Annotated in this window: 18 protein-coding genes; 10 read left to right on the top strand and 8 right to left on the bottom strand. The window is 74.7% G+C overall.

Features of this window, described 5'->3' with window-relative positions; all coding sequences use genetic code 11:
- Positions 1–11: 11 nt before the first annotated feature.
- Genes ACIP93_RS18270 through ACIP93_RS18255 form a run of 4 tightly spaced genes read left to right on the top strand, consistent with a single transcriptional unit; the run spans position 12 to position 10044 of the window.
- A complete protein-coding gene (locus tag ACIP93_RS18270; protein WP_401760094.1) occupies positions 12–3197 on the top strand; it encodes an amino acid adenylation domain-containing protein in 3186 nt (1061 codons plus the stop codon).
- A 29-nt stretch (positions 3198–3226) separates the two neighbouring features.
- Entirely contained in the window at positions 3227–5092 is a 1866-nt protein-coding gene (locus ACIP93_RS18265) for a non-ribosomal peptide synthetase (protein WP_401760091.1), read from the top strand.
- Positions 5085–7193, top strand: coding sequence for an amino acid adenylation domain-containing protein (locus ACIP93_RS18260; protein ID WP_401760089.1), 2109 nt, complete (start codon positions 5085–5087; stop codon positions 7191–7193). The genes ACIP93_RS18265 and ACIP93_RS18260 overlap by 8 nt, the downstream gene beginning before the upstream one ends.
- Positions 7183–10044 (top strand): condensation domain-containing protein, encoded by a 2862-nt coding sequence (locus ACIP93_RS18255; RefSeq protein WP_401760086.1) that lies wholly within the window; start codon positions 7183–7185, stop codon positions 10042–10044. The genes ACIP93_RS18260 and ACIP93_RS18255 overlap by 11 nt, the downstream gene beginning before the upstream one ends.
- 28 nt (positions 10045–10072) lie before the next feature.
- Here the strand turns inward: ACIP93_RS18255 and ACIP93_RS18250 are convergent, their stop codons facing one another.
- Positions 10073–10498 (bottom strand): SgcJ/EcaC family oxidoreductase, encoded by a 426-nt coding sequence (locus tag ACIP93_RS18250; RefSeq protein ID WP_401760084.1) that lies wholly within the window; start codon positions 10496–10498, stop codon positions 10073–10075.
- Positions 10499–10671: 173 nt separating this feature from the next.
- Between ACIP93_RS18250 and ACIP93_RS18245 the strand changes: the two genes are divergently transcribed.
- Positions 10672–10944, top strand: a complete 273-nt coding sequence (locus tag ACIP93_RS18245) for a hypothetical protein (RefSeq protein ID WP_401760081.1) — start codon at positions 10672–10674, stop codon at positions 10942–10944.
- Positions 10945–11067: 123 nt separating this feature from the next.
- Here the strand turns inward: ACIP93_RS18245 and ACIP93_RS18240 are convergent, their stop codons facing one another.
- The 3 genes from ACIP93_RS18240 to ACIP93_RS18230 form a co-directional block, all read right to left on the bottom strand.
- On the bottom strand, positions 11068–11271 hold the full coding sequence (locus ACIP93_RS18240; RefSeq protein ID WP_345219587.1) for a cold-shock protein: 204 nt from the start codon (positions 11269–11271) through the stop codon (positions 11068–11070).
- 156 nt (positions 11272–11427) lie between these two features.
- Positions 11428–12858 (bottom strand): gluconate:H+ symporter, encoded by a 1431-nt coding sequence (locus ACIP93_RS18235; protein ID WP_401760078.1) that lies wholly within the window; start codon positions 12856–12858, stop codon positions 11428–11430.
- A gap of 72 nt (positions 12859–12930) precedes the next feature.
- Positions 12931–13467: a gluconokinase gene (locus tag ACIP93_RS18230; protein ID WP_401760075.1), complete on the bottom strand. Its 537-nt coding sequence runs from the start codon at positions 13465–13467 to the stop codon at positions 12931–12933.
- Positions 13468–13613: 146 nt separating this feature from the next.
- On the opposite strand from ACIP93_RS18230, the gene ACIP93_RS18225 reads away from it, so the two are divergent.
- Complete coding sequence (locus tag ACIP93_RS18225; protein WP_345219584.1) at positions 13614–14315, top strand: FadR/GntR family transcriptional regulator; 702 nt, start codon at positions 13614–13616, stop codon at positions 14313–14315.
- A gap of 22 nt (positions 14316–14337) precedes the next feature.
- Positions 14338–15462 (top strand): AI-2E family transporter, encoded by a 1125-nt coding sequence (locus ACIP93_RS18220; RefSeq protein ID WP_345219583.1) that lies wholly within the window; start codon positions 14338–14340, stop codon positions 15460–15462.
- Between the two features lie 89 nt (positions 15463–15551).
- On the opposite strand, the gene ACIP93_RS18215 is transcribed toward ACIP93_RS18220, so the two are convergent.
- Positions 15552–17279: an alpha-glucosidase gene (locus tag ACIP93_RS18215; RefSeq protein WP_401760612.1), complete on the bottom strand. Its 1728-nt coding sequence runs from the start codon at positions 17277–17279 to the stop codon at positions 15552–15554.
- A gap of 119 nt (positions 17280–17398) precedes the next feature.
- On the opposite strand from ACIP93_RS18215, the gene ACIP93_RS18210 reads away from it, so the two are divergent.
- Both ACIP93_RS18210 and ACIP93_RS18205 read left to right on the top strand, forming a co-directional pair.
- The gene (locus tag ACIP93_RS18210; protein WP_401760071.1) at positions 17399–17881 is read left to right on the top strand and encodes a DUF6314 family protein; all 483 of its coding nucleotides are present in this window, start codon (positions 17399–17401) and stop codon (positions 17879–17881) included.
- A gap of 236 nt (positions 17882–18117) precedes the next feature.
- The gene (locus ACIP93_RS18205) at positions 18118–19464 is read left to right on the top strand and encodes an APC family permease (protein ID WP_401760069.1); all 1347 of its coding nucleotides are present in this window, start codon (positions 18118–18120) and stop codon (positions 19462–19464) included.
- On the opposite strand, the gene ACIP93_RS18200 is transcribed toward ACIP93_RS18205, so the two are convergent.
- From ACIP93_RS18200 to ACIP93_RS18190, 3 genes are all read right to left on the bottom strand, one after another.
- Positions 19442–20344 (bottom strand): sucrase ferredoxin, encoded by a 903-nt coding sequence (locus ACIP93_RS18200; protein WP_401760066.1) that lies wholly within the window; start codon positions 20342–20344, stop codon positions 19442–19444. The two genes, ACIP93_RS18205 and ACIP93_RS18200, sit on opposite strands and share 23 nt — an antisense overlap.
- Before the next feature lie 16 nt (positions 20345–20360).
- Entirely contained in the window at positions 20361–21560 is a 1200-nt protein-coding gene (locus ACIP93_RS18195) for a cupin domain-containing protein (protein WP_401760611.1), read from the bottom strand.
- Between the two features lie 621 nt (positions 21561–22181).
- A complete protein-coding gene (locus ACIP93_RS18190) occupies positions 22182–23357 on the bottom strand; it encodes a metallophosphoesterase (RefSeq protein WP_401760609.1) in 1176 nt (391 codons plus the stop codon).
- A 347-nt stretch (positions 23358–23704) separates the two neighbouring features.
- On the opposite strand from ACIP93_RS18190, the gene ACIP93_RS18185 reads away from it, so the two are divergent.
- A complete protein-coding gene (locus ACIP93_RS18185) occupies positions 23705–24613 on the top strand; it encodes a hypothetical protein (RefSeq protein ID WP_401760063.1) in 909 nt (302 codons plus the stop codon).
- The last annotated feature ends 32 nt before the right edge of the window (positions 24614–24645 follow it).

Here is a 24645-nt window from a genome sequence, read left to right as displayed (position 1 = left end):
CAGGGATCGCCATGCTCCCCCTCTCCTCCTCGCAGGAGATCGTCTGGCTGCACGAACAAGTGCAGCCCGGCAGCCGCGCCTACAACTTCACCGCCTCCCTCGACCTGTGGGGCGACCTCGACGCCGACGCCCTCCGCGCGGGCCTCGCCGCCACCCTGAACCGGCACCCGGGCCTGCGCCTGGAGCTGGTGCCGGTGCCCGGCGCCATGCCGGGGCAGCGGGTCGCCGCCGAGTGCCCGCCCCGGCTGCACCGGGCCGACCTCGGCGACCGCACCGACCCCGAGGCCGCCTTCCAGGAGCTGCTGCGGGCGGAGGCCGAGCGTCCGCTCGACACCTTCGAGGCACCGCTGCTGCGCTGGACGCTGGTACGGATGGCCGACGGCCACCACCGCCTCATCCACGTCGAGCACCACCTGATCCACGACGGGCACTCCTTCGCCATCCTCCTCGCCGACGTCTTCGGCACCTACCGCGCCCGGGTCCTCGGCGAGCAGGCCGCGCTGCCCCCGGCGTCCTCCTACGCGGACCACGTGCTCGCCCAGTCGGGCCCCGGCCGCGCGGACGACGTACGGGCGGGCCTGGAGTTCTGGACGCGGGAGCTGGCGGGCGCCTCGTTCGACCTGCCGCTGCCGGGGCTGCTGCGGCCCGGGGCCGCCCGGCGGCACCACGGCGGTCAGCTCCGCCAGTCGATCGGCGCCGACCTCGCCGAACGGCTGCGGGCGCACGCCAAGGAGCGCGGGCTGACCCCGTTCGCCACTCTGCTGGGGCTGTTCGCGGAGCTGCTGCGGCGGCACTCAGGGCGCTCCGAGATGGTGGTCGGCACGGCCGTCGGCAACCGTCCGCTCGGCTTCGAGGACGCCGTGGGGATGTTCGTCAACACCATCCCGCTGCGGCTGCGGCTGGACCCCGACGCCCCGGCCCAGGACACGATGGACGAGGTGACGGACACCCTGGTGCGGGCGCTGCCGTACCAGGAGGTGCCGGTCCAGGAGCTGACCCGCTCGCTGGGGCTGCACACGTCGGGGGCGGACAACCCCCTGTTCGACGTGATGTTCAGCGCGCACGACGCGGTCCTGCCCGACCTGGAGGTGCCGGGCCTGGAGGTGTCCCTGTTCGAGGGGTTCAACACCGGGACCACGCGCTTCGACCTCGATGTCGTCCTGCTGCCGGACGACCGGCGCGGGGTGGGCCCGCGGCCCGGCGCCGGGGGCATGACGCTGGTGTGGGACTACGACGTGGACCTGTACGGCGAGGATGTGGCGAAGCTGCTCGCCGCGCGCTTCCTGGACCTGCTGCGCGCCTACCTGGACTCCCCCGGCACCGCGCTGGCCGCCCTCGCCCCCTGTGCCGTCGCCCCGCTCCCCGAGCCGGCGGCCGCGGTCCTGCCCGGCCGCGACCCGCTGGACCCCCTCCCCGCCCACGACCCGGCGCTGCCCGCCCTGCTGGTGGGGGCCAGGCGGATCACGTACGGCGAGCTGGACGCACGGGTGTCCGCTCTCGTACGACGGCTGGACGCGGCCGGGGTCACCGCCGGGCAGCCAGTGGCGGCGGTGCTGCCGCGCGGGGTGGACTCGGTGGTGACGCTGCTGGCGTGCCTGCGCAGCGGCGCGGTGTACTGCCCGCTGTCGCCGTCCGATCCGCCCGCCCGGCTGGAACTGCTGCTGGAGCGCCTGGCCCCGGCGGTGGTGCTCACCGCGCCGGACACCGGGGTGCGGATTCCGCGGGGGCTGGCGGCGGGGTCGGTCGCGGACGAGCTGCTGCCGCCCGCGACGCCCGCCGAGGCGGTGCCGTCGGCCGCGTACGTCATCCACACCTCGGGCTCGACCGGCGTCCCCAAGCCGGTCGCGGTCGGCCACGGCGCGCTGCGCGCCTATGTGACCGGGGTCGCCGAACGGTTCGGCCCCGCGGCCGGGGACCGGGTGCTGCTGTTCGCGCAGCCGTCCTTCGACGTGGCGCTGGAAGAGGTGCTGCCGTCGCTGTACGCGGGGGCCTGCCTGGTGGTGCCCGAGGTCGAGGTGCCGACCGGCGCGGAGCTGGTCGGACTCCTCGCCGCCGCCCGGGTGTCGGTGGCCAATCTCCCCACCAGCTACTTCCTGGCGACGCGCGAGGAGCTGCGGGCGGCGCTGTCGGAGGGCCGCTGGTCGCCCCGGCTGCTCGTCCTCGGCGGTGAGCGCCTGCCGGCCGACGTGCTGCGGGAGTTCCTGCGCGGCGTCGACGGCGGGGGCGACGGCGGCGTACGGGTGTTCAACGCGTACGGCGTGACCGAGGCGTCGGTCAGTTCCACGGTGTACGAGATCGACCCGGCGGCGCTGCCGGGCCTGGCCGAGGTCCCGCTCGGCCGCGAGCTGCCCGGTGAGCGCGTCCACGTGCTGGGCGCGGGACTCCAGCCGCTGCCCGACGGCGCGGTCGGCGAACTTGCCGTCGCCGGAGCCGGGTTGGCGGAGGGCTACCTCGGCAACCAGGAGGCCACCGCCGCACGGTTCGTGCACGTTCCGGCCCTGGACGGGGCCCGGGTCTATCTCACCGGAGACCTCGGGTACCGCGGCCGGGACGGTCTCCTGCGCTTTCTGGGGCGGCGCGACAACCAGGTCAAACTGCGCGGCCACCGCATCGAGTTGGAGGAGGTGGAGGCGGCCGCCTCCGCCGTGCTCGGCGGCCGCTCCTGCGCCGTCGTCCTCGACGCGTCGACCCCCGGCAGCCCCCGGCTCGTCGGCTTCCTGGAGGACGGCGGGCCCGAAGAGGCGTGGCAGGAGCAGGAGTTGCACCGCGCGCTGAGCGACAGGCTGCCCGGCGCGCTCGTGCCCGGCGCCTGGGTGCGCCTGCCCGCCATGCCGGCGCTGCCCGGCGGCAAGCCGCACCGTGCGGCGCTGGCGGAGCTGGCCGCCGCACAGCCCCGCGCGGCGGAACCCGCCGGGGCCCCGGACTCCGCGCCCGCCCTCGCTCCGGACGCGTCCCCCGCGCTGAAGCTGCTCGCCGACGGCTGGCGCGAGGTGCTCGGGCACGGCAGGTTCGCGGAGGGCTCGCACTTCTTCCGCGTGGGCGGGCACTCCCTGCTGGCCGCGCAGCTCGCCGCCTGGCTGGAGCCGCGTCTCGGCAGCCGCCCGCCGCTGCGGGTGCTCTTCCAGCACCCGGTGCTCGCCGATCAGGCCCACGCGCTGACCGCCACGACCGCCGCCACCGCTTCGCCGAATTCATGAGGACCCCCATGCCGAAAGGACATCAGGACGTGACGCGAAGTGTGCTGTACGGACCGGCCGTCGACCCGGACGGGACGGAGGTGCTCGGCCGGTACGAGGAGTGGGTGCGCCGCACCCCCGACGCCCCGGCGGTGCTCGACGGCCCGCACTCCTGGACGTACCGGGAGATCGACGCGGCGGCCGACGCGCTGATCCGGGCCTGGGGCAGCCGGGTGCGCCCCGGTGACCTGGTCGGCGTCTGCCTGGACAGGTCCGCCGCGCTGGTGGTGACCGCCGTCGCGCTGGCCCGCGCCGGCGCGGTGTACCTGCCGCTGGGCCCGCGCCCCGGGGAGCGCAGGCTCGCCGCCGTCGGCGAGGACGTCGGCGTCTCCTGCCTGATCGGGGCGCCCGAGGTGCTGCCGGCTGCGCACCGGGCGGCGGAGCACCTCGCGCTGCCGCTGCCCGGGTCGGGGGTGAACGCGGCGGCCGGTGCGGTCGCGGCGTTCCTGCCGCCCGCGCCCGGCGCCCACCCGGCCCCCGAGGGCGCGCTCTACGCGGTCCTGACCTCGGGTTCCACCGGCCGCCCGAAGGCGGTCGCCGTGGCGGAGGCCGCGCTGGCCCCGCTGCTCGCGTGGTACCGGCGGGAGACCGGGGTCGGTCCGGGCGAGCGGCAGTCGCTGCTCATCGGCGTGGCCTTCGACCCGCACGTGCTGGAGCTGTGGGCCGGGCTGACCTCCGGGGCGGCGCTGGTGCCCGCGCCGGACGCGGTGCGCTGGGACCCGGCGGCGCTCGTGGACTGGTGGCGCGCGGCGGAGGTGACGGTCGCGGTGACGGCGACGCCCATGACCGAACCGCTGCTGGACGCACCGTGGCCGCAGGACCTGGCGCTGCGCCAGCTCGTGGTCGGCGGCGACCGGATGCGCCGCCGTCCGGGCCCGGACGTGACCGCCGTGGTGCACAACGCGTACGGCCCCGCCGAGGCGACGGTGATCACCACCGTGCACACCATGCGGGCCGCCGACGCCGACGCGCACCAGGACGCGCCGCCGCCGATCGGTGTTCCGCTGCCGGGGGTGGGCGTGCTGGTGACGGACCCGGAGGGCCGGGTCGTACCGCGCGGCGAGGACGGCGAACTGCGCATCGCGGGCGTCCAGTTGGCGCTGGGGTACCTGGACGCCGAGCTGACACGGGACCGGTTCGTCACGACGCCCGGAGGGGCCGGTGACGGCGAGCGGGTGTACCGGACCGGGGACCGGGTGCGGATGCGTGCCGACGGGGTCGTGGAGTTCCTGGGCCGTCTGGACGACCAGGTGAAGATCAGCGGCGTACGGATCGAACCGGCCGAGGTGGAGGCCGCGTTGGAGCAGGACCCGGCGGTCCGCAGCGCGGTGGTGGTGGCCCCGAGGGACGCGGAGGGCCGCGCCAGGCTCGTCGCGTTCGTGCTTCCCGTCGCCGGGGCCGCCGCGCCGCCGGACCCGGGGGCGCTGCTGGCCTCCGCGCGCACCTGGCTGCCGGAGCAGGCGGTGCCGTCGGCGGTGGAGGTCGTGGCGTCCTTCACGCTCGACGCCAACGGCAAGGTCGACCGGGCGGCCCTCCTGAAGGAGCTGCTGGAGCGGGAGGAGGCGGGCGCCGGCCCGGCCGCCGCCGACCAGGACGGCGCGTCCGCGAACGAGCGGCTGGTGCTGGGGACGGTACGGGTACTGCTCGGCCGCGCCGACGTGGCACTGGCGGACAACTTCGCCGACATCGGCGGCACCTCCCTGGTGGCGGCCCGGTTGCTCGCCGCCGTCGAGCGGGAGACCGGGGTGCGGCTGCGCGCCCCCGAACTGCTGCGCCAGCCCGACCTGAAGTCGGTCGTCGCCGTGCTCGACGCACGCTGCGCGGCGGCCGGGACGACGGAGGCCCGCGATGTCTGAGGCGTACGCGTCCCCCGGGACGCCCCCCGATCTGACCGCCCTGTTCGCCGAGCGGGCCGCCCGGACGCCGGACGCACCGGCCCTGATCGACGGCGACTGCTTTTTGACGTACCGTCAGCTCCTGTGTGCGTCGAGGAACTTGGCGGCACACCTCGCGCACCACGGGGTACGGTCCGGTGAGCCCGTGGCGCTGCTGACCCGGCGGTCGGCCCGTACCGTGGTGGCCCAGCTCGCCCTGTGGTGGGCGGGCGCGGTGTGCGTCCCGCTCGACCCGGCGCACCCGCAGGCCCGCACGCGGGCGGTCCTCGCCGACTCCGGGGCCGTGCTCACGGTCGGGGACGGCGACCTGCTGGACGCCTCGGGGGTGAGCGGACCACGGCTGCCGCTGCCGGCCGGCGCGCTCTCGTACGACACCCTGCACGACGACGTCTCGTCCCCGCTGCCGGGACCAGTTCCCGACGCGACGGCGTTCATCATGTTCACCTCGGGCTCCACCGGCCGCCCCAAGGGCGTGGCCGTCCGCCATCGGGCCGTCGCCTCGCTGGTCACGGAGCCTTCGTACGTCACGGTGGGCCCCCGGGACCGGGTGCTGCTGCACTCCCCCGCGACCTTCGACGCCTCGACCTTCGAGGTGTGGCTGGCCCTCGCGGCCGGTGCGGCCGTGGTGGTCTGCCCCGCCGACCGGCCGTCCTTCGAGGACCTGGCCAGGACCGTGGAGCGGCACTCCGTCACGGTGGCCTTCCTCACCACCGCGCTCTTCCACCAGCTCGCTTCCCGCCGTTCGCGGATCTTCGCGCTGCTGCGGTCGGTGGTGGTGGGCGGCGAGGCGCTGTCGGTCCAGCACGCGGGCTCGGTGCTGGGGGAGTATCCATGGCTGGAGCTGGTCAACGGGTACGGGCCGACCGAGACGACGACCTTCGCGACGGCCCACCGCGTCACGGACGCGGACCTCAAGGGGCCGATGCCGGTGGGCCGCCCGATCGCCGGGGCGAGCGCGCACGTCCTGGACGAGGACGGCGGTGCGGTGGCCGTAGGCGTGGTCGGTGAGCTGTGGATCGGCGGTACGCGGCTGGCCGGCGGATACGTGGGGCAGCCCGCGCTGACCGCCGAGCGGTTCGTCGAGCTCCCCGGGCTCGGCCGTCTCTACCGCACCGGTGACCTGGCCTCGGTCCGGGCCGACGGGGTGCTGGACTTCCACGGGCGGGCGGACGACCAGGTGAAGGTGCGGGGACACCGCGTCGAACCGGGCGAGGTCGAACACGCCCTGCGGGAGCTTCCCGGAGTGGAGGACGCGGCGGTGACCGTGCGCCGGGCGGCGCGGGACGACGTACGTCTCGCGGGCTTCGTGGTGCTGCGGGCGGGGGCGGCGGACACCGCGGCCCTGCGCGGCGCGCTCGCCGAGCGGCTGCCGGAGTACCTGGTGCCGGACGAACTGACGGCGGTGGACCGGCTGCCGCTGACCGCGTCCGGCAAGGTCGACCGGGGGGCGCTGGCGGGCCGCGGTCCCGCACCGGCGTCGGAGTCGGAGCACTTGACGGCAGGCGGGGCAACGCGCGAGGCGGACCGCGGGGCAGAACGCGGGGCCGCGCACGAGACGGAGCGCGGGCCGGAACGCGATGCGGCGCACGGAGCGGGGCCGATACCGGACACGGGCGAGCCCGCGGGCACCCGCACTGCCACCGGCCTCGTCTCCTCGGACCCCGGTGCCTTGGCACCCGGCTCCTCGGGCCCCGACACCCCGACCCCCGCCACCCCGGACCCGGCCGCCGCCGGCGCCCCCGGCGCCCCGGACCCGCTGACGCCGCTCCAGGCGGTCGTCGCCGAGGTGTGGGAGCGGTCGCTGGGATGTGCGGTGGGCTCGTCCGACGACGACTTCCTCGCGCTGGGCGGCCACTCGCTGCTCGCCCTCGTCGTCATCGACGACCTCCGTGAGGACCTCGGCGTGGAGCTGACGCCGGCCGAGTTCTTCGCCGCGCCCACCGTGGCCGGTCACGCCGCCCTCGTCGAGCGGGCCCTGCTGGCGGCCCACGGCGACCCGCACCCCGCGCCCGCACCTTCCTCCGCCCACCACGACGCGCCGGAGCACACCGATGTCCCCTGACACCACCACCGCCCTCCAGCAGGAACTGCTGCGCCGGGCCCGCGCCCGCACCGCCGCCGCCCCGCTTCCACCGCAGCAGCGGGCCGACGCCTCGGAGGCCGAGGCCGTGCCCGCACGCGCACCGCTCTCGCACGCCCAGCGCCGCATGTGGCTGATGGACCGGCTCGGCCGGAGCGACGGCGCCTACAGCGTGCCCTTCGCGACCCGGCTGACCGGCCCGTTCGACCTCGACGCGTTCGGTGAGGCGCTCACCGCGCTCGTGGCCCGGCACGCGATCCTGCGCACGCGGTACGGGCAGCAGGGCGACGAGCCCTACCAGGAAGCGCTGCCCGCGCCGGACGCGGTGCCGGTGCGCGTGGTCGACACGGGGAGCCCGGAGGCGTCGGACCTGGCCGACGTGCTGTCCGCCGAGGCCCTGCTCCCCTTCGACCTCGCCGCCGGAACGCCACCGCGCGCCCTGGTGCTGCGGCACGGTCCCGAGGACCACACCGTCATGCTGACGTTCCATCACATCAACATGGACGGGCACGCGTTGGAGGTCGTCGCCGACGAACTCGCGGCGCTCTACGCACGGGCGACGGGCAAGGCCGTGCCCGCGCTCCCCGCGCCGCCCCAGTACGCGGACCACGCCCGGCACGAGCACGCCGCGGCCGCCGGGTTCGGTGCGAGCCTGGACCACTGGTCCCGCCGTCTCGACGCGGCCGCACCGCCCGCGCTCCCCCGCCCCGCCGCCCCGCCCGCCGACCTGGCGGAGCGTCCGTCGGCCACCTGCCTCACCCCGCTGGGCGACACGGTCCTGGACGGGCTGCGCGGGGTGGGCAGGGATCGCCGGGCGACCCTGTTCACGGTCCAGCTCGCCGCCGCCTTCGCCGCGTTGCACCGGCTGACCGGGGAGAGCGATCTGGTGATCGGCTGTGCCGCCGGACTGCGGGAGGGCCGGGAGGCGGCCGCCCTGGTGGGCCTGTGCGTCAACACACTGCCCATCCGGGTGGACCTCGGCGGCGACCCGGCGTTCGGGACGCTGGTGGAGCGCGTACGGGACGCGGTGCTGGAGGCACAGCAGCACCGGCACGTTCCGTACGACCTGGTCATGGAGCGGCTCGGGGCGGCCGCGCGCGGCGGTGACGGTGCGGCGCTGGTACGGGTGACGGCCGACGTGCTGGGCGAGCCGACCGCGCTGCGCCTGCCGGGCCTGCACACCGAGGCCGTCGACGTCGCCCTTCCGCAGGCCAAGTTCGACCTGTCCTTCGGGCTGGTGGACACGGCACAGCCGGCGGGCCTGCTCCAGTACGCGCGGGGCGCGCTCGACGACACGACGGGTCAGGAGCTGGGCCGGTCCTTCGCGGCGCTGCTGGCCGCGGTCGCCGCCGATCCCTCGCTGCGGCTCTCCGACCTGCCCGGCGCGGCCTCCCCCGCACCGGACCGGCATCCGGTGGAATCGGCACTGCGCGCGCGGCCCGGGGTCGCGGACGCCGCGGCCCACCGGGCGCCGGACGGAACGCTGTGGGCGTACGCCGTACTGCGGGAGCGGATGGGCCCCTCCCCCACCCAACTCCGTGCCGCACTGCGGTCGTCGCTGCCCGAGCGGGACATGCCGGTCGCGGTGACGCTGCTGGACTCGCTGCCGCGCCGGGCCGACGGATCGCTCGACCCCGGCGCGCTGCCGGGCGGTCCCGGGGCGCTGCCCGCACCGGGCGGGCCGCGTGCCGACGCCGTGACAGAGGCGTTCGCGCACGTCCTGCGCCGCCGTCCGGCGGCGGACGACGACTTCTTCGCCCTGGGCGGGCACTCGCTGGCCGCCGTGCGGCTCGCCGAGCGGCTGCGGACCGGGCTCGCGCTGCCCCTGACCGGGCTCGACGTCATGGAGGCCCGTACTCCGCGCGCGCTGACGGCACTGCTGGAGACCCGCGCCGCCGCCCGTGCGGCCGCCGTGGCCGTACGGCCGGCCGGCCGCCGCGCGGTGCGGGCGGGCACCGTCCTGGTGACCGGGGGCACGGGCGGCGTCGGCTCCTTCGTCCTGCGGGAGCTGGCCGCGCAGGGGCGGCCCGTGCTCGCGCTGGCCCGTCCCGAGTCCGCGCACCTCGTGGCCGGTGACGGCGTGGAGGTGGTCGAGGGCGACCTCACGGACCTGGACGGCCTGCGCCGGGCGGTCGCCGGGGCGGACGCGGTGATCCACGCGGCCTGCACCTTCACCCGGCCCGAGGTGGACGTCGCGGCGATGCGGGCGATGACCGAGGCCTGGAGCGGGGGGCCGTTCGTGTTCGTGAGCAGTGTCGACGCGTACGGCCGCCCCGACGGCGCCGAGGTGGCCGAGGAGGCCCCGCCCGGTCCGCCGCTCAGCCCGTACGGGCGGGGGAAGCTCGACTGCGAGGCCCTCCTGCTGGGGGCCGCGGGCACCGGGGGGCGCGGCGGGGCCAGCGCGGTGCGGTCCCCGCTGGTGTGGGGCGCGCACGACCGGCTGCGCGACCAGCTCCGCTGGGGTGCGCTCGGGCTGCTCTACCAGGGGCTGCGCGCGAACACCCCGGTCACGCTGCCCGCACCGGGCACGCACGGCCACCCGTGGTACGGGGCGGCCTGGGTGCACGCGGCGGCGCTGGCCCGCGCGGTGACCGCCTGCCTGGACGCTCCGGTGCACGGCGTGGCCAACGCGGTGAGCGGGCACACCGGCTGGCCGGAACTCACCGCCGAGCTGCGGACCCTGCTGGGCAGCACGAGCGAGGTGCGGTACGCGGACCACGTCCACCCCGACCTCGACCACCGCTGGTACTACGCGGCCGGCCGGCTGGCCGGTGCGCTGCGCGCCCGGCCCGGTGAGGACTTCCGTACGGTGCTGGCCGCCATGACCGGCTGAGCACCGCCCCGGCGGCGCGCGGACCGGCCTACCCGGGAAGCTGCTCGGTGTTCTGGTTGGCCGTCAGCAGCCAGCGGCCGTCCTCCTTGGCCATCACGTAGAGCGGCGAGGTCGGGTTGCCGGTCGGCTCGCCGTCCAGCGTCAGGTACTGGCCGCGCGCCTTCACCGCCGCGACGTCGGGGCGGATGAACAGGACGTCGACCAGTTCGTAGCGGACCGATCCGTTCGCCATCGAGCCGGGCAGCGCCCGGCGGGTGAACGCCGCGATCTCGTCCAGGCCGGTGAGCAGCTTGCCGTGGGCGGTCGTCCAGATGGCGTCGGAGCGGAAGAGGCTCAGGAACTCGTCCGGGAGCTCATGGACCTGGGAGTGCTCGATCGTGGCGACGACCTGCTCGATGGCCTTGAGGTCGGCGGCCCGTACGGATGCGTCGGTGGGTGCTGTCGTGGAGTTCATGCACCGGAGTCTGCTGCCTCAACCGCGGTTGAGGTCAAGGCCGTTTCCCGGGGCCGGCCGGCGCCGCCCGCGGGCGGCGCCCCGCTCTCACGGCGCCACGGGCCGGCATCGCCAGGTCGCGTTCGACGGCGTCCTTGAGGCGGTGCGCCGGGCGTCCGCCGCCGGGCCGGACGGTGAACGCCTCCTCACCGCAACGGGCCGGCTCCTCGCTGAGCACCGCCGAGACGGCGGCCAGGTGCTTCGAGGGCGTCCCGGTGGGTGCGCGCCCGCGGCGCGGCCGTGTACCGGGGCGTCAGGGCGTGCGGTTCTTCGCGTACGGAACGGTCGTGTACGACGTCGAGGCCCTGGAGGTGCTGCCCGAGGGCGTCCGCACCGAGGACGCCCGTGGCGAGGAGCACGCCGCCGCGCTGATCACGTCCTGCGGCCGGCGCACCAGCGGCTGCTGACACGCGGACGTGCCCGGACCGGCCGAGGCCGGTCCGGGCACGTCCGTGCTCACGTCCGTGCGGATCGCGTCCGCACCCGCTCCCCCGGCGAGCGGACGGTCGCGGGGGAGCCGGTCGGGAGGGTCAGGCGGGGGTGATGTTCTCCGCCTGCGGGCCCTTCTGCCCCTGGGTCACGTCGAAGGTGACCTTCTGGCCCTCCTGGAGCTCACGGAAACCGGAGGCGTTGATGTTGGAGTAGTGGGCGAAGACGTCGGGGCCCCCGCCGTCCTGCTCGATGAAGCCGAAGCCCTTTTCCGCGTTGAACCACTTCACGGTTCCAGTTGCCATGCTCAATGCCTCTCACGTGTTGCAGAGCCCGCACTGCGCAGGCCCGGGATGGATCATCCCCCGGCAGTGCCCGAAAAAACAGGGCTTCCCGGGGGAGATGCCGAACTCCTCTCCCGTATGGCCCTGCCGGGCGGTCCCGAAACGGGCGGCGCCCGGCTAGAGGACCAGTGACAGCAGGAGCACCAGCGCGCCGGCGACGACGGAGATGATGGTCTCCATGACCGACCAGGTCTTGACGGTCTGGCCGACGTTCATGCCGAAGTACTCCTTGACCAGCCAGAAGCCCGCGTCGTTGACATGGCTGAAGAAGAGCGAGCCCGCACCGATCGCGAGAACCAGCAGGGCGGCGTGCGCGGTGGTCATGTCGGCCGCCAGCGGCGCGACCAGACCGGCGGCGGAGACCGTCGCGACGGTGGCCGAACCGGTGGCCAGACGGATGACGACGGCGATCAGCCAGGCGAGCAGCAGCGCGGGGATCGCCCAGTCCTGGGAGATCTGCAGGACCATCTGACCGACGCCGGAGTCGATGAGGGTCTGTTTGAAGCCGCCGCCCGCGCCGACGATCAGCAGGATGCCGGCGATCGGGGCGAGGGACTTCTCGACGGTCGCGGTGATCCTCCCCCGGGTGAACCCGGCGGCCCGGCCCAGCGTGAACATGGCGACGAGCACGGCGGCGAGCAGGGCGATCAGCGGCGATCCGATCACGTCGAAGACGCGCTGGACCGTGTGCTCGGGGTCGTCCACGACGATGTCGACGAGTGCCTTGGCCAGCATCAGGAAGACCGGCAGCAGCACGGTGGCGATGGTCGCGCCGAAGCTGGGGACCCGGACGGCGGCCGCTCCCGGCTCGCCGCCGGTCCCGTCGCCCTCTTCGGACGGGCGGCGCGGGATCATCTTCTCGGGGGCCGGGATGTCCACCCAGCGGGCGGCGACCTTGGAGAACAGCGGACCGGCGATGATCACGGTCGGGATCGCGACGAGCACGCCGAGGGCGAGCGTGACGCCCAGGTTGGCGCCGACCGCGTCGATGGCGACGAGCGGGCCGGGGTGCGGCGGGATCAGGCCGTGCATCACCGAGAGCCCGGCGAGCGCGGGGATGCCGATGCGCATCAGCGAGTAGTTGCCGCGCTTGGCGACCATCAGGACGACCGGGATCAGCAGCACGATGCCGACCTCGAAGAACAGCGGCAGCCCGATGACGCTGGCGATCAGCACCATCGCCCAGGGCATGGAACGCCCGCCCGCCCGGGCGAGGATGGTGTCGACGATCTTGTCCGCGCCGCCGGAGTCGGCGAGGAGCTTGCCGAGGATCGCGCCGAGCGCGATGAGTACGCCGACGCCCGCGACCGTCGAGCCGAGCCCGTTGGTGAAGCTGGTGATGACCTTGTCGAGCGGGGCGCCCGCGAAGGCCCCCAGGGCGAGCGATCCGATGGTCAGCGCGAGGAACGCGTGCACCTTGAACTTCGTGATGAGCAGGACGATGACGGCGATGCCCGCGAGAACGGCGATTCCGAGCTGCGCGTGGCCCGCCGAGGTGATCGGCTCTGCGGCACCCGCTGCCAGCGTCTCGACGCTGAGACTGGTCACGGTTTCTTCCTTGCAGGAGAGGTGGTTCGGGGGGAGGGGTTCAGGAAAGCCCAGGACAGGGGTGGAGGGGGGTTACGGAACACGCAGCGGCGTGCTGCCCGTGTCCGCCCGGGCGCGCAGGGCTGCGGCGGCCCGCTCGGCGATCTCCGCGGGGCTGCCCACGACGTCGACCTCGACGCCCGTCTCGTCGGGGCCCAGCGGCTGGAGCGTGGCGAACTGCGAGTCGAGCAGCGCGGTAGGCATGAAGTGCCCCCGGCGCTGCGCCATCCGGTCCGCGATGAGTTCGCGGGAGCCGGTGAGGTGGACGAAGACGAGGTCCTCCCCGGCCGCGGACCGCAGCCGGTCGCGGTAACTGCGCTTCAGCGCCGAGCTGCTGACCACGCCTCCGCGGCCCGCCCTGCCGCGGATCCAGGCGCCGATGGCGTCCAGCCACGGCCACCGGTCGTCGTCGGTCAGCGGGATGCCGGCCGACATGGTGGCGATGTTCGCCGGGGGATGGAAGTCGTCTCCCTCGGCGTAGGGAACGCCGAGCTGTGCCGCGAGCAGGGGGCCGATCGTGGTCTTGCCGGTTCCTGCCACGCCCATGACGACGACGTGGGGAGTATGCATGCGCTGCCTCGCTGTCTTCTTCGACATTTCGCACGGCGGCCGGTCGTGCGTCACGCCACTGAAACCCATCCGGTCAGACAAATTCAAGAGCCTGTGACTTAAAAGTCATACTTAATCTGCCGGAGGGCGCCTCGTAGTCTGGTGCCATGACTGCACAGGCCCGATGGCTGCACGCCCGCGTTCTGGAGACCCTCGGGCCCGCCATCACCGGAGGCGCGTACCCCCCGGGAAGCGTTCTGCGGACGGACGAGCTCGCCCAGGAGTTCGAGGTGTCGCGCTCCGTGATGCGCGAAGCGGTCCGGGTCCTGGAGTCCATGCACCTCGTGGAGTCGCGGCGCCGCGTCGGCGTCACCGTGCTGCCCACCGAGGAGTGGAACGTCTTCGATCCGCAGGTGATCCGCTGGCGGCTGGCCGGCGCCGACCGGCCCCGCCAACTGCGCTCCCTCACCGTGCTGCGCTCGGCGGTGGAGCCCGTGGCCGCCGGCCTCGCCGCCTCGCAGGCCACCGCCGAGCAGTGCGCGGCCCTCACCGAGTGCGCCATCGGAATGGTCGCCAACTCCCGGGGCGGGCGGCTGGAGGGTTACCTCCTGTACGACATCGAGTTCCACCGGACGATCCTGAAGGCCTCGGGGAACGAGATGTTCGCCCGCCTCGGCGACGTGGTCGCGGAGGTGCTCACCGGCCGCACCCACCACCGCGTGATGTTCGAGGACCCCGACCCGGCGGCGGTCACCCTGCACGTCAAGGTCGCCGAAGCGGTACGGGAGCGGGACGCGGCACGGGCCGAGGAGCTGACCCGCCGGATCACCGTCGGCGCCCTGGAGGAGCTGGACGTCCTCGCGCCCTGACCGGCCCGCGGGAGCTGACAGGATGTCCGGCATGCTGAGTTCCGCCAAATCTGCCGCCGCCCTCCGCCGGGTGGCCCGTATATCTCTCGATCTGCTGCTGGTACTGGTGACCGTCGCGGCGGCGCTGTGGCTCGTGGGCCGGATGTGGTCGGTGTTCTGGCCCGTCGTGGTGGCGCTGCTGCTCACCACCCTGACCTGGCCGCCCGTACGTTTCCTGCGCCGTCACGGCTGGCGGCCCGCCGCGGCCGCCGGGGTGGTCACGCTGCTCTTCCTGCTGGTGGTCGCCGGTGTCGTGACGCTGATCGCGCTGCCGGTGGCGTCCCAGGCGGGCCAGCTCAGCGACAGCGTGGTCGCGGGCATCCAGCAGGTGCGCGAATGGGCCGCGGGGCCGCCGCTGAACATCGGCGACGACCAGATCACCCGTGCCCTGGACGAGGCGGTCAAGCGCGTCCAGGACAGCGCGGGCAGTGTGCTCACCGCCTTCGGCACCGGTGTCAGCACCGTGGTCAACGGTCTCGTCACCGCGGTCCTCGCCCTGTTCCTGATGTTCTTCTTCCTCAAGGACGGCCCGCGTTTCCTGCCCTGGCTGGGCCGTCAGCTTCCGGGCCGGGCCGCCGTCGACGTCCCGGTCGTGGCGAAGCGGTGCTGGCGCACGCTGGGCACGTTCGTGCGGTCCCAGGCCCTGGTGGGCGCGCTGGACGCCGTCTTCATCGGCGTCGGCCTGTGGGTGCTGGGCGTTCCGCTGGTGCTGCCGCTGGCCGTGCTGACGTTCGTCTCCGCGTTCGTGCCGATCGTCGGCGCCCTGTTCGCGGGCTTCGTCTCGGTGCTGATCGCCTGGGTGTCCAACGGCTTCACGGACGCCCTGATCGTTCTGGTGATCATCGTGGTGGTCCAGCAGCTGGAGGGCAACGTCTTCCAGCCGATGATCCAGAGCCGGGGCCTGGGGCTGCACGCGGGCGTGGTGCTGATGGTGGTGGTGCTGGGCGGCAACCTGGCCGGAGTGGTCGGCAGCCTGCTCGCGGTGCCCGCCGCCGCCCTGCTGGCGGTGGTCTGGGCCTACCTCCGCGAACAGCTCGTCCCCGCCGTGCCCGAACCGGCGGCCGTCGCACCGGGGCCGGGGGACCCCGCCGCGGCGGACGAGGCGTGACCCGGCGGGCCTCCCCCGGGGCAGCGGGCGGGTGACGCGCGCCCCGGCCACTGCCCCGGGGGGACTCCGCCGCCGGAATCAGCCGGAAATCAGATGGTCCGGCGGTGCACCCGGGCCTCCCAGGGGCCCAGCACGTCCGGGGCGCCCCGGAGTGCGTCCCCGGGGACGTTAGTGAGGAGGGTCGGGCTCTGCTCCCAGCCCTCGGGCAGGTCGACGGTGAGGTCGGTCGCCCCGAAGTTCGCCAGGACCAGCAGCTCGGTGCCGGAGGCGGCGTCGCGGCGGGTGAAGGCGTAGAGCTGCTCGTGGTCCGGGTGGAGCAGCCGGAAGTCGCCGTGGGTGAGGACGGGTTCGGTGTGCCGCAGGGCGATGAGCCGCCGGTAGTGGTGGAACACCGAGTCCGGGTCCGCGCGTTGGGCCTCCGCGTTGACGTGCGCGTGGTCGGGGTTCACCGCGATCCACGGGGTGCCGGTGGTGAATCCGGCGTGGCGCGTGCCGTCCCACTGCATGGGCGTACGGGCGTTGTCCCGCCCGCGGTGCCTCAGCCCGGAGAGGATGCGCTCCTCGTCGACGCCGAGCGCGGACTGCTCGCGGTGGTGGTTGAGCGATTCGATGTCGCGGAAGTCGTCGAGGGAGGCGAAGGGGGCGTTGGCCATGCCCAGTTCCTCGCCCTGGTAGACGTACGGCGTGCCGCGGTGCAGGTGGAGCACGGTGGCCAGCAGCTTCGCCGAGCGCTCGCGGTGGGCGGGGCTGTCGTCGCCGAAGCGGGAGACGGCGCGGGGCTGGTCGTGGTTGTTCCAGTACAGGCTGTTCCAGCCGGTGTCGCCCAGGCCGGTCTGCCAGCGTGCGAGGCTCGCCTTGAGGTCGGTCAGCTCCAGCGGGCGGACGTCGAACTTGCCGCCGGGGCCCTGGTCGAGGCCCACGTGCTCGAACTGGAAGACCATGTCGAGCTCGCGGCGGGCGGGGTCGGTGAACAGCCGGGCCTCCTCGACCGTGACGCCGGGCATCTCGCCGACGGTCAGCAGCCCGCGCGGGTGGTCCGCGAAGACCTCGCGGTGCATCTCCGCCAGGTACGTGTGGACGTGCGGGCCGCAGACGTAGTACGGGCTGCCGTCCCCGTACCGGGCGCCCTCGGGGACGACGCCGTCCGGCAGCCCGGGGGCCTTGGAGATCAGGTTGACGACGTCCATGCGGAAGCCGTCGACGCCCCGCTCCAGCCACCAGCGCATCATGGCGTACACCGCCTGCCGGACCTCGGGGTTGTCCCAGTTGAGGTCCGGCTGCTTGCGGGAGAACAGGTGCAGGTAGTACTCGCCGCTCTTCTCGTCGTACGTCCAGGCCGGGCCCGTGAAGAAGGAGCCCCAGTTGTTGGGCTCCGCACCCGGGGCGCCGGGCTCCTTCCCGTCGCGGGCCGGACGCCAGACGTACCAGTCGCGTCTGTCTCCCTCCCGGCCCCCGTCGCGGGAGGCGGTGAACCAGGGGTGCTCGTCGGAGGTGTGGTTGACCACCAGGTCCATGACGAGCTTCATGCCGCGCTCGTGGACGGCGGCCAGGAGCCGGTCGAAGTCGGCGAGGGTGCCGAAAAGCGGGTCGATGTCCTGGTAGTCGCTGATGTCGTAGCCGTTGTCGTCCTGCGGGGACGGGTAGACCGGGGAGAGCCACAGGACGTCGACTCCGAGCAGGGACAGGTGGTCGAGGCGCTCGGTGATGCCGCGCAGGTCGCCGACGCCGTCCCCGTCCGAGTCGGCGAAACTGCGCGGGTAGATCTGGTAGACCACCGCCCGGCTCCACCAGGCGCGGCCGGGTCCGTCCTCGTCCATGGGCACGACGTACCTCCTGGTGTTCCTCGGTCCCGGTGTTCGCTCCGGGACATGCCCTCGCCACGGTCGCCGACCGCACCGCCCGCGTCCACACCCCGCCGGCGCGGGACAATGGGCGGATGCCCCGTGAGCGTACGTCCCAGTCCTCTGCGGGCCGCCGGTATCCGGTGGCCGACGCGGCTGCCTACCTCGTCGGCCGCTGGAGCGTCGAGCGCGTCGTCCGCGACCTGACGGGCGGCACGGAGGGGCGGTTCTCCGGGACGGCCGACTTCCGCGCCGCCGACGGGGCGGGGACGCTCGCGCACGTGGAGGAGGGCCGGCTCGACTGGGACGGCAGGACGTTCCCGGCCGGCCGTACGCTGCGGCTCCGCCCGCGCGGCGACGGGACGGCGGAGGTGGAGTTCGCCGACGGCAGGCCCTTCCACGACCTCGACCTGCGCGAGGGCCGCTGGCACACCGTGCACCCGTGCGCCGCGGACCGGTACGAGGGCACGTTCACGGTCCGCTCGGCGGACGAGTGGCGGCTGGAGTGGCGGGTCACCGGCCCCGCCAAGGACCAGTTGCTGCGGTCGGTCTACCGGCGGCGGCTCACGGGCTGCTGACGGCCCCTCCCCCTCGGTGTGCGGCACAGGCGTACGGCACAGGCATGTGTCAGAGGTGTGTGTCAGAGGCGTGGGTCGGGACCGGCGGACATCCGGAGTGCGCGGGGCGGGCCGGTGGCTGCCCGGGGGGCGCGGCCGGACGCCCCGGAGGCCGACACCCGGGGGCGGCGGCCAGGTGGCCGATCACTTTCCCGCCGCACCGGGACAACCGCAGCTCAGCGGGTATACGGCCGTGCGTGACTTCCTCATCCGACCGGCCCGGGACCTCCGAGTCCCCGGCGGCACTCAAGAAGGCGCTGACCACGCCGCTGCTCTATTTCTTCATCCTCGGCGACGTCCTGGGCGCGGGCGTGTACGTGCTGGTCGGGCAGGTCGCCGCCGACAGCGGGGGCGCGGTGTGGGCGCCGCTGGTCGCGGCGCTGTGCCTGGCGCTGCTGACCGCGGCCTCCTACGCGGAGCTGGCCACCAAGTACCCGCGTGCGGGTGGTTCGTCGCACTACGCGACGCTGGCGTACGGGCCCTTCCTCGGGTTCGTCGCCGGGTTCTGCATGCTGGCCGCCGGAATCGTGTCGGTGGCCGCGCTGGCCCGGGGGTTCGGCGGGGACTACCTGGCGGAGTTCGTCACCCTCCCCCTGGTGCTGGTCCTGGTGGTGTTCCTGGTCGCCCTCGCGCTGCTGAACGCGCGCGGCATCAGCGAGTCGACCCGGGCCAACGTGGTGGCCACGGTCATCGAGGTGGGCGGGCTGCTGCTGGTGATCGGTCTCGGCGCCTGGATCGTGCTGCGCGGTGACGGCGACCTGGGGCGGCTGACCCAGTTGGGCACCGCCGACAAGGGCCCCGTGGCGGCCCTGCTGAGCGGTGCGGTGCTCGCGTACTACTCCTTCGTCGGGTTCGAGACCTCCGTCAACGTGGCCGAGGAGACCCTGAATCCCCGGCGTTCGTTTCCCCGGGCGCTCTTCGGGGCGCTGCTCACCGCGGGCGCGGTGTACGCGCTGGTCGGCGCCGCGGCCGCCGCCGCCGTGCCGACCGAGAAGCTGGTGCGGTCCAGCGGGCCGCTGCTCGAAGTCGTCCGGGCCGCGGGCGCGGTTCCCACCGAGCTGTTCAGCGTCGTCGCCCTGGTGGCCGTCGCGAACGGGGCGCTGCTCACCGGCATCATGTCGTCGCGGCTGGCGTACGGCATGGCGCAGGACGGGCTCCTGCCCGGATTCCTGACCAGGGTGCTGCCCCGGCGGCGCACGCCGTGGGCGGCGATCGGCGCGACGACGGCCCTGTCGCTGCTGCTGGCGCTGACGGGCCAGGTGGACACGCTCGCCTCCACCCTGGTCCTGCTCCTGCTGGTCGTCTTCTTCCTCGTCAACACCTCGCTCCTGGTGCTGCGGCGCGACCGGGTCGACCACGACCACTTCCGGGCGCCGACCGCCGTGCCGGTGCTCGGCGCGCTGTCGTGCGTGCTGCTCGCGACGCAGATCGAGGGCGAGGTCTGGTTCAGGGGGCTCGTCGTGCTGGCCGTCGGCTGCGCGCTGGGGGCGCTCGCCGCGTTCCGCAAGCGCCGTCGGGGGGTCACACCGGGCGCAGGCGGGTGATCTCGTAGGTGAGGGCCGAACTGGGGGCCCGCCCGTTGCAGGTGAGCCGGAGCGCCGGGGTGCGCTGGGACCGTACGTCCACGTCGTACGCCGACAGGCCCGGCGCGCGGCCCGCGATGCGCAGGGACCACCGGTCGCCGTCGCGCGTGGCGCGTTGCACCGTGTACGCGTGGCGGCCCGCGGGACCGGCCCGGTGCAGCACTGCCGAGAGGGCGGCCTGTTGCGCCGGCGGGAGGTCGGTGTACCCGCGCAGGTGGGCGGGGTGGATGCGGTCGGCGAGGTGTTCCTCCACGGTGGTGGGGGCCGTACCGGCGTCGAGATTGCCGTAGTACACGCCGTCGGGGGCGACGAGGACGTTGGCGGCGAACCGGTCGCCGCCGACGTGCGTGCACTCCCACACCAGCTCGGGCCAGCGCTCGCTGAGGGCCCGGCCCACCGGGCGGCCGCGCACCGCGCAGCAGGTGTCATGCACGCCGTGGGTGCACACGAGCAGGACGGGCGGGTGGCCGGTTTCGCCCGGTGCGACGAGGGCGTCGGCGATCGCGGCGAGGTCCTCGTCGCGTTGCCAGGTGCCCCATCGCTGGCGGTGGGCGCCGTCGGGCTCCCCGTGCAGGACCGCCCACCGGCGCGGCGCGTCGGGCCGGCGGCGGCCGTGGCGCCGGATCAGCAGGATGCGGGCGCGCAGGGACTGGGCGGCGGCGTAGACGCGGGCCTTGGTCGCGGGTTCCAGGGCGAGGCCGTCGAAGCCGTTGGCGGGCCAGCCGCCGTGGTACTCGACGAGGACCCAGATCGAGCCGTACGGCGCGGTGCCCGCCAGCGCGTCGCCGCGTCGGCGGGCGGCGTCCGCGCAGGAGAAGCGGGGCGGTGGCGGCGTCGTCATCGCGCGGGTGCCCGCGTCAGCCCGTCGCGGGCACCACGACGCCCGCGCGCAGCAGTCGTACGACCAGTTCCCGGCCGAGTTCGTCCGGGGTGTGCTCCCCGCCGTCGAGCAGTCGCCGTACGTGCGGCAGCTCGGGCTCGGAGAAGTCCAGCCAGCCGGCCCGGGTGTTCAGGCGCCGCCCCTCCAGCCGTGCGGCGAGCGCTCCGCGCAGGCGGACCGGGGTGTCGGCGGCGAGCTGTTCGGTGGCCGCGAGCTGGGACAGCGGGCCCATCGGCTCCGGACGCCCCTGGCTTCTGCGGGCGCGGTGGAACCGGGGGGCGGGATCGCTCGCGGCGAGGGCGGCGGCGAGCCGCTCCCGTACGAAGGCGAGTTCGTCGTCGGGCGCGTCCACGCCCAGCGGCAGCGAGGTCCGCATCGCGGGGTCGTCGCGCAGCAGTTCCAGGGCGGAGGAGACGAGTTGTTCGGCCAGCGCGTGGCGGGTCCAGTTGTGCACGCCGAGCGTGAGGTGGACGGAGACCTCGCCCTGTGCCTCGGCGGCGTGCAGCCAGCCCCGGGGCAGGTAGAGGACGTCGCCGGGTTCCAGCAGGGTGTCGATGGCCGGCTCGCCCCGGGCGGCTTCGGCGACGGCGGCCCGGTGGCCGGTCCAGGGCTGGTCGCGGAGCGGGTCGGGGTGGACGGGCTCGTGGATGACCCAGCGCTTGGTGCCGGCGATCTGGAGCACGAACACGTCGTGCACGTCGTAGTGGGCGTCGAAGCCGCGGTTCTGGGGCGGGGTGACGTAGGCGTTCGCCTGCACCGGGTGGCCCAGTTCGGTGCCGAGGCGGGCGGTGAAGTCGGTGAGCGGCTGCCAGGTGCGCTGGAGCGCTTGCAGGACCAGGGTGGCTCCGTCGGCGAACGCGCGCCACAGGGCCGTGTCGTCCAGTTGGTCGCCGACGGTGGCGCCGACTCCGCCGGGGGCGGTGAAGGCGGAGTCGGGGAGGGTGGTTCCGTTCTTGGCGACCCGCAGGAACGGGGTCCGCAGGCCGCGCCGGGCGATGAGGTCGTCCACGGCGGCGGTGGAGAAGAGGTCGGAGAAGTCGCTCGCCCGGCGGGTGAGGAGGGGGGTGCGGGCCCAGACGTCGCGGGCGAAGTCGGCCGGGTCGAGGCTGATCAGACGCGACTCCAGGACACCGCGGCCGTGGTCGGCCGCGGTGTCCTGGAGGTCGGGGGAACCGATGCTCAACGTGCCCCGCCGTCTGCTCCGCCGTCGTGCACGCCCGGAGTACCGGCGGCACCGCCGTCCGCGGGACCCTCGGCCCCACCGTCCGCGCCACCGTCATGGACACCCGGAGTACCGGCGGCACCGCCGTCCGCGGGACCCTCGGCCCCACCGTCCGCGCCGCCGTCGTGCACGCCCGGAGTACCGGCGGCACCGCCGTCCGCGGGACCCTCGGCCCCACCGTCCGCACCGCCGTCGTGCACGCCCGGAGTACCGGCGGCACCGCCGTCCGCGGGACCCTCGGCCCCACCGTCCGCGCCACCGTCATGCACACCCGGAGTACCGGCGGCGCCACCGTCCGCGGGACCCTCGGCCCCACCGTCCGCACCGCCGTCATGCACACCCGGGGTGCCGGCGGCTCCGCCGTCCGCGGGACCTTCTGTCTGGTTGGGGTCCTGGTCGTGGTGGGTCATGCTTCCTCCTGCGCGTCGGGGATGCCTGCTGAGGGCCGGATGATGTTCGTCTTCGGCTCCCAGTACCCTTCACAAGCTCGCCCACTCCCGTCCCGGCGGCAACCGGAGATTCCGGGGCCCCCGCACCGGCCGTCGTCGACTCCGGTGGCCGGGCCCGGACCGTGGATCACCCGGCCGGGGCCTCGGCGGTGGGGACGGCGGCTCCCGGGGAGCGCAGGACCAGCAGGGTGATCTCGCTGGGGGCGAAGATCCGGAAGGGCGGTCCCCAGAAGCCGGTGCCGCGGCTGGTGTAGAGCAGGGTGCGGTCGCCGTGGCGAGTGAGGCCCGCGAGGGCGGGCTGGTCGAGGCGGACCAGGTGGTGGAAGGGCCAGATCTGGCCGCCGTGGGTGTGTCCGGAGAGCTGGAGGTCGACGCCGCCCGCCGCCGCCCGGTCGACGAACTTGGGCTGGTGGGCCAGGAGCAGGACGGGGTGCCCGGGGTCGGCGCCGTCGAGCGCCCCGGCGAGGTGCGCGCGGTGACCGGCGAGGCCGGAGGATTCGGCGGTGACGTCGTCCACGCCGGCGACGACGAGGGTGTCGCCGCCGCGTTCCATCAGCAGGTGGCGGTTGCGCAGCGGCTCCCAGCCCAGTTCGTCCATCAGGTCGACCCAGCCCTGGGCCTCGCTGTAGTACTCGTGGTTGCCGGTGACGTAGACCCGGGCCCGGGAGGCCCGCACGGTGCCGAGCGGGGCGGCCTGGGCGCGGCGGCGTTCGGCGGTGCCGTCGGCGATGTCCCCGGTGTGGCAGACGAGGTCGGCCTCCAGGGAGTTGACCGTCTCGCAGACGCGTGCGGACCACCGGGCGCGGTCGAGCGGGCCGTAGTGGGTGTCGGTGATCAGGACGACGCGCGTGCCGTCCAGACCGGCGCCCAGGCGCGGGAGCCGTACGTCGAGACGGCGCACCCGGGGGACCCGGCGGGCCTCCGCGCAGCCCCAGCAGAGCAGTACGGCGGCCGCGCCGAGGGTCGCCCAGGTGACGGTCCTGGCCCGGTCCTGGCCGTCGCCGACGCCGGTCACGGTCAGGGCGAGCCGCAGCAGGACGCCGAGCAGCACCGACCAGGTGAACAGGACCCAGACGGCGCCCAGCAGGGTGTCCCCGACGATCGCCGCCCGGTCCCGCTGCCGCTTGCCGTGACCGCGCACCATCGCGACCGGCATGCCGACCAGGCCGGCGGCGCACAGGGCGGTGCCGGTCAGCGTGACGGGGAACGGCCAGTGCTGGCCCGCGTACAGCAGCAGCCAGCAGGGCACGGCCCACAGGAGCACGGGCGCGATGAGGGGCAGGTACCGCATCAGACGCTGCAGTCCGCCGGGGCCTGCGGCGTGCGATGCGTCGGCCGACGCGGTGCCGGGGGACGCGTGCTCGGCCGACGCGGTACCGGGGACGTGTTGCCGGCCGACGCGGCACCGGCGGGCGTGGCACCGGCCGCTGCGGTGTCGTCGGATCGGGATGCGCTGGTTTCGGTCACCGGTTCCCTCCCTGAACGGCCCGGAACGGCCTGGCTGCCGTCGCGCGCACTGTAGCCGGTCCGCCCGCGCGAGCCCGCAGCCGTCCACGACCGGTCTCCTCCCCCCTCCTCGGGCCGGAAGTCCCCCCGTTCACCTCCGAAAGGTCCGGCACCCGGCAGCATCCGCGCTCTTACGGTGGAACCATGACGAATGCCCCGGAACCCCGCATCCTCGATCTCGACCGCGACCAGCTCGCCGCCCTGCGCGGGCGGGCCCTGACCCGGGCGGTGGCTGCCGCCGAGGGGCGGACCATGGTCGCCGAGGTCTTCGCGGAGCGCGCCGCGCTCTCCCCGCACCCCGACGGCCGGGGCGTGCACAACGCCGAGCTGGTGGCCGCCTTCGGCGCGGACGTCGTCGTGCTGAACCTCATCGAGCGCGCCTGGGACGGAGAGCGGCTGACGCTGCCCGGACTCGGCACCTTCAGCACCTTCACCGAGCTGGCCCGGGTCGTGGGCCGCCCGATCGGCGTCAACCTGGAGCCGGGCGACGTGCCGGAGATCCGGCGGGCCAGGCCCGAGTACGCCAAGCGGCTCGTCGACATGGGCGCGGCCATGCTCTGCATCACCGCGAACCCCGGCACCGGCGGGTCCTTCGACGCGATGGCCCGGGTCACCGAGGAACTGCGTACCGGCCTGGGCGACGACGCGGCCCTCTGGTCGGGCAAGATGCACCACGCCGGGCACCCGGAGCGGGTCACCACCGCGCGGCTCACCGCCCTGGTGGACGCGGGCGCCGACGGGGTCGTCATGCCGCTGCCCGGGACCCTGCCCGGCGTGACCCGGGAGCTCGCCGCCGAGGCCGTGGCCGCGGTGCAGGACGCCGGGGCGGTCGTGATGGGCGCCATCGGCACCAGCCAGGAGGGCAGCCACGCCGACGTGGTGCCGCAACTGGCCCTGAACGCCAAGGAGGCCGGGTTCGACGCGCACCACTTCGGGGACTCCTACCTCCCCGGCATGTGCGACCCCGAGGTCATGTACGCGTACTCGGTCGCCGTCCGGGGCCGCCGTCACACCTGGAACCGCATGGCCCTCTCGAGCCGCCGCGCCCGCTGACGGCGGTCCCGGTCCGCGCGCTCTCTTTCCCG

The sequence above is a fragment of the Streptomyces sp. NPDC088745 genome (assembly GCF_044751045.1).
GTDB lineage: Bacteria > Actinomycetota > Actinomycetes > Streptomycetales > Streptomycetaceae > Streptomyces > Streptomyces cremeus.
The sequence above is the reverse complement of the archived record's forward strand: the minus strand, read 5'-3'. Positions and strand labels throughout refer to the sequence as shown.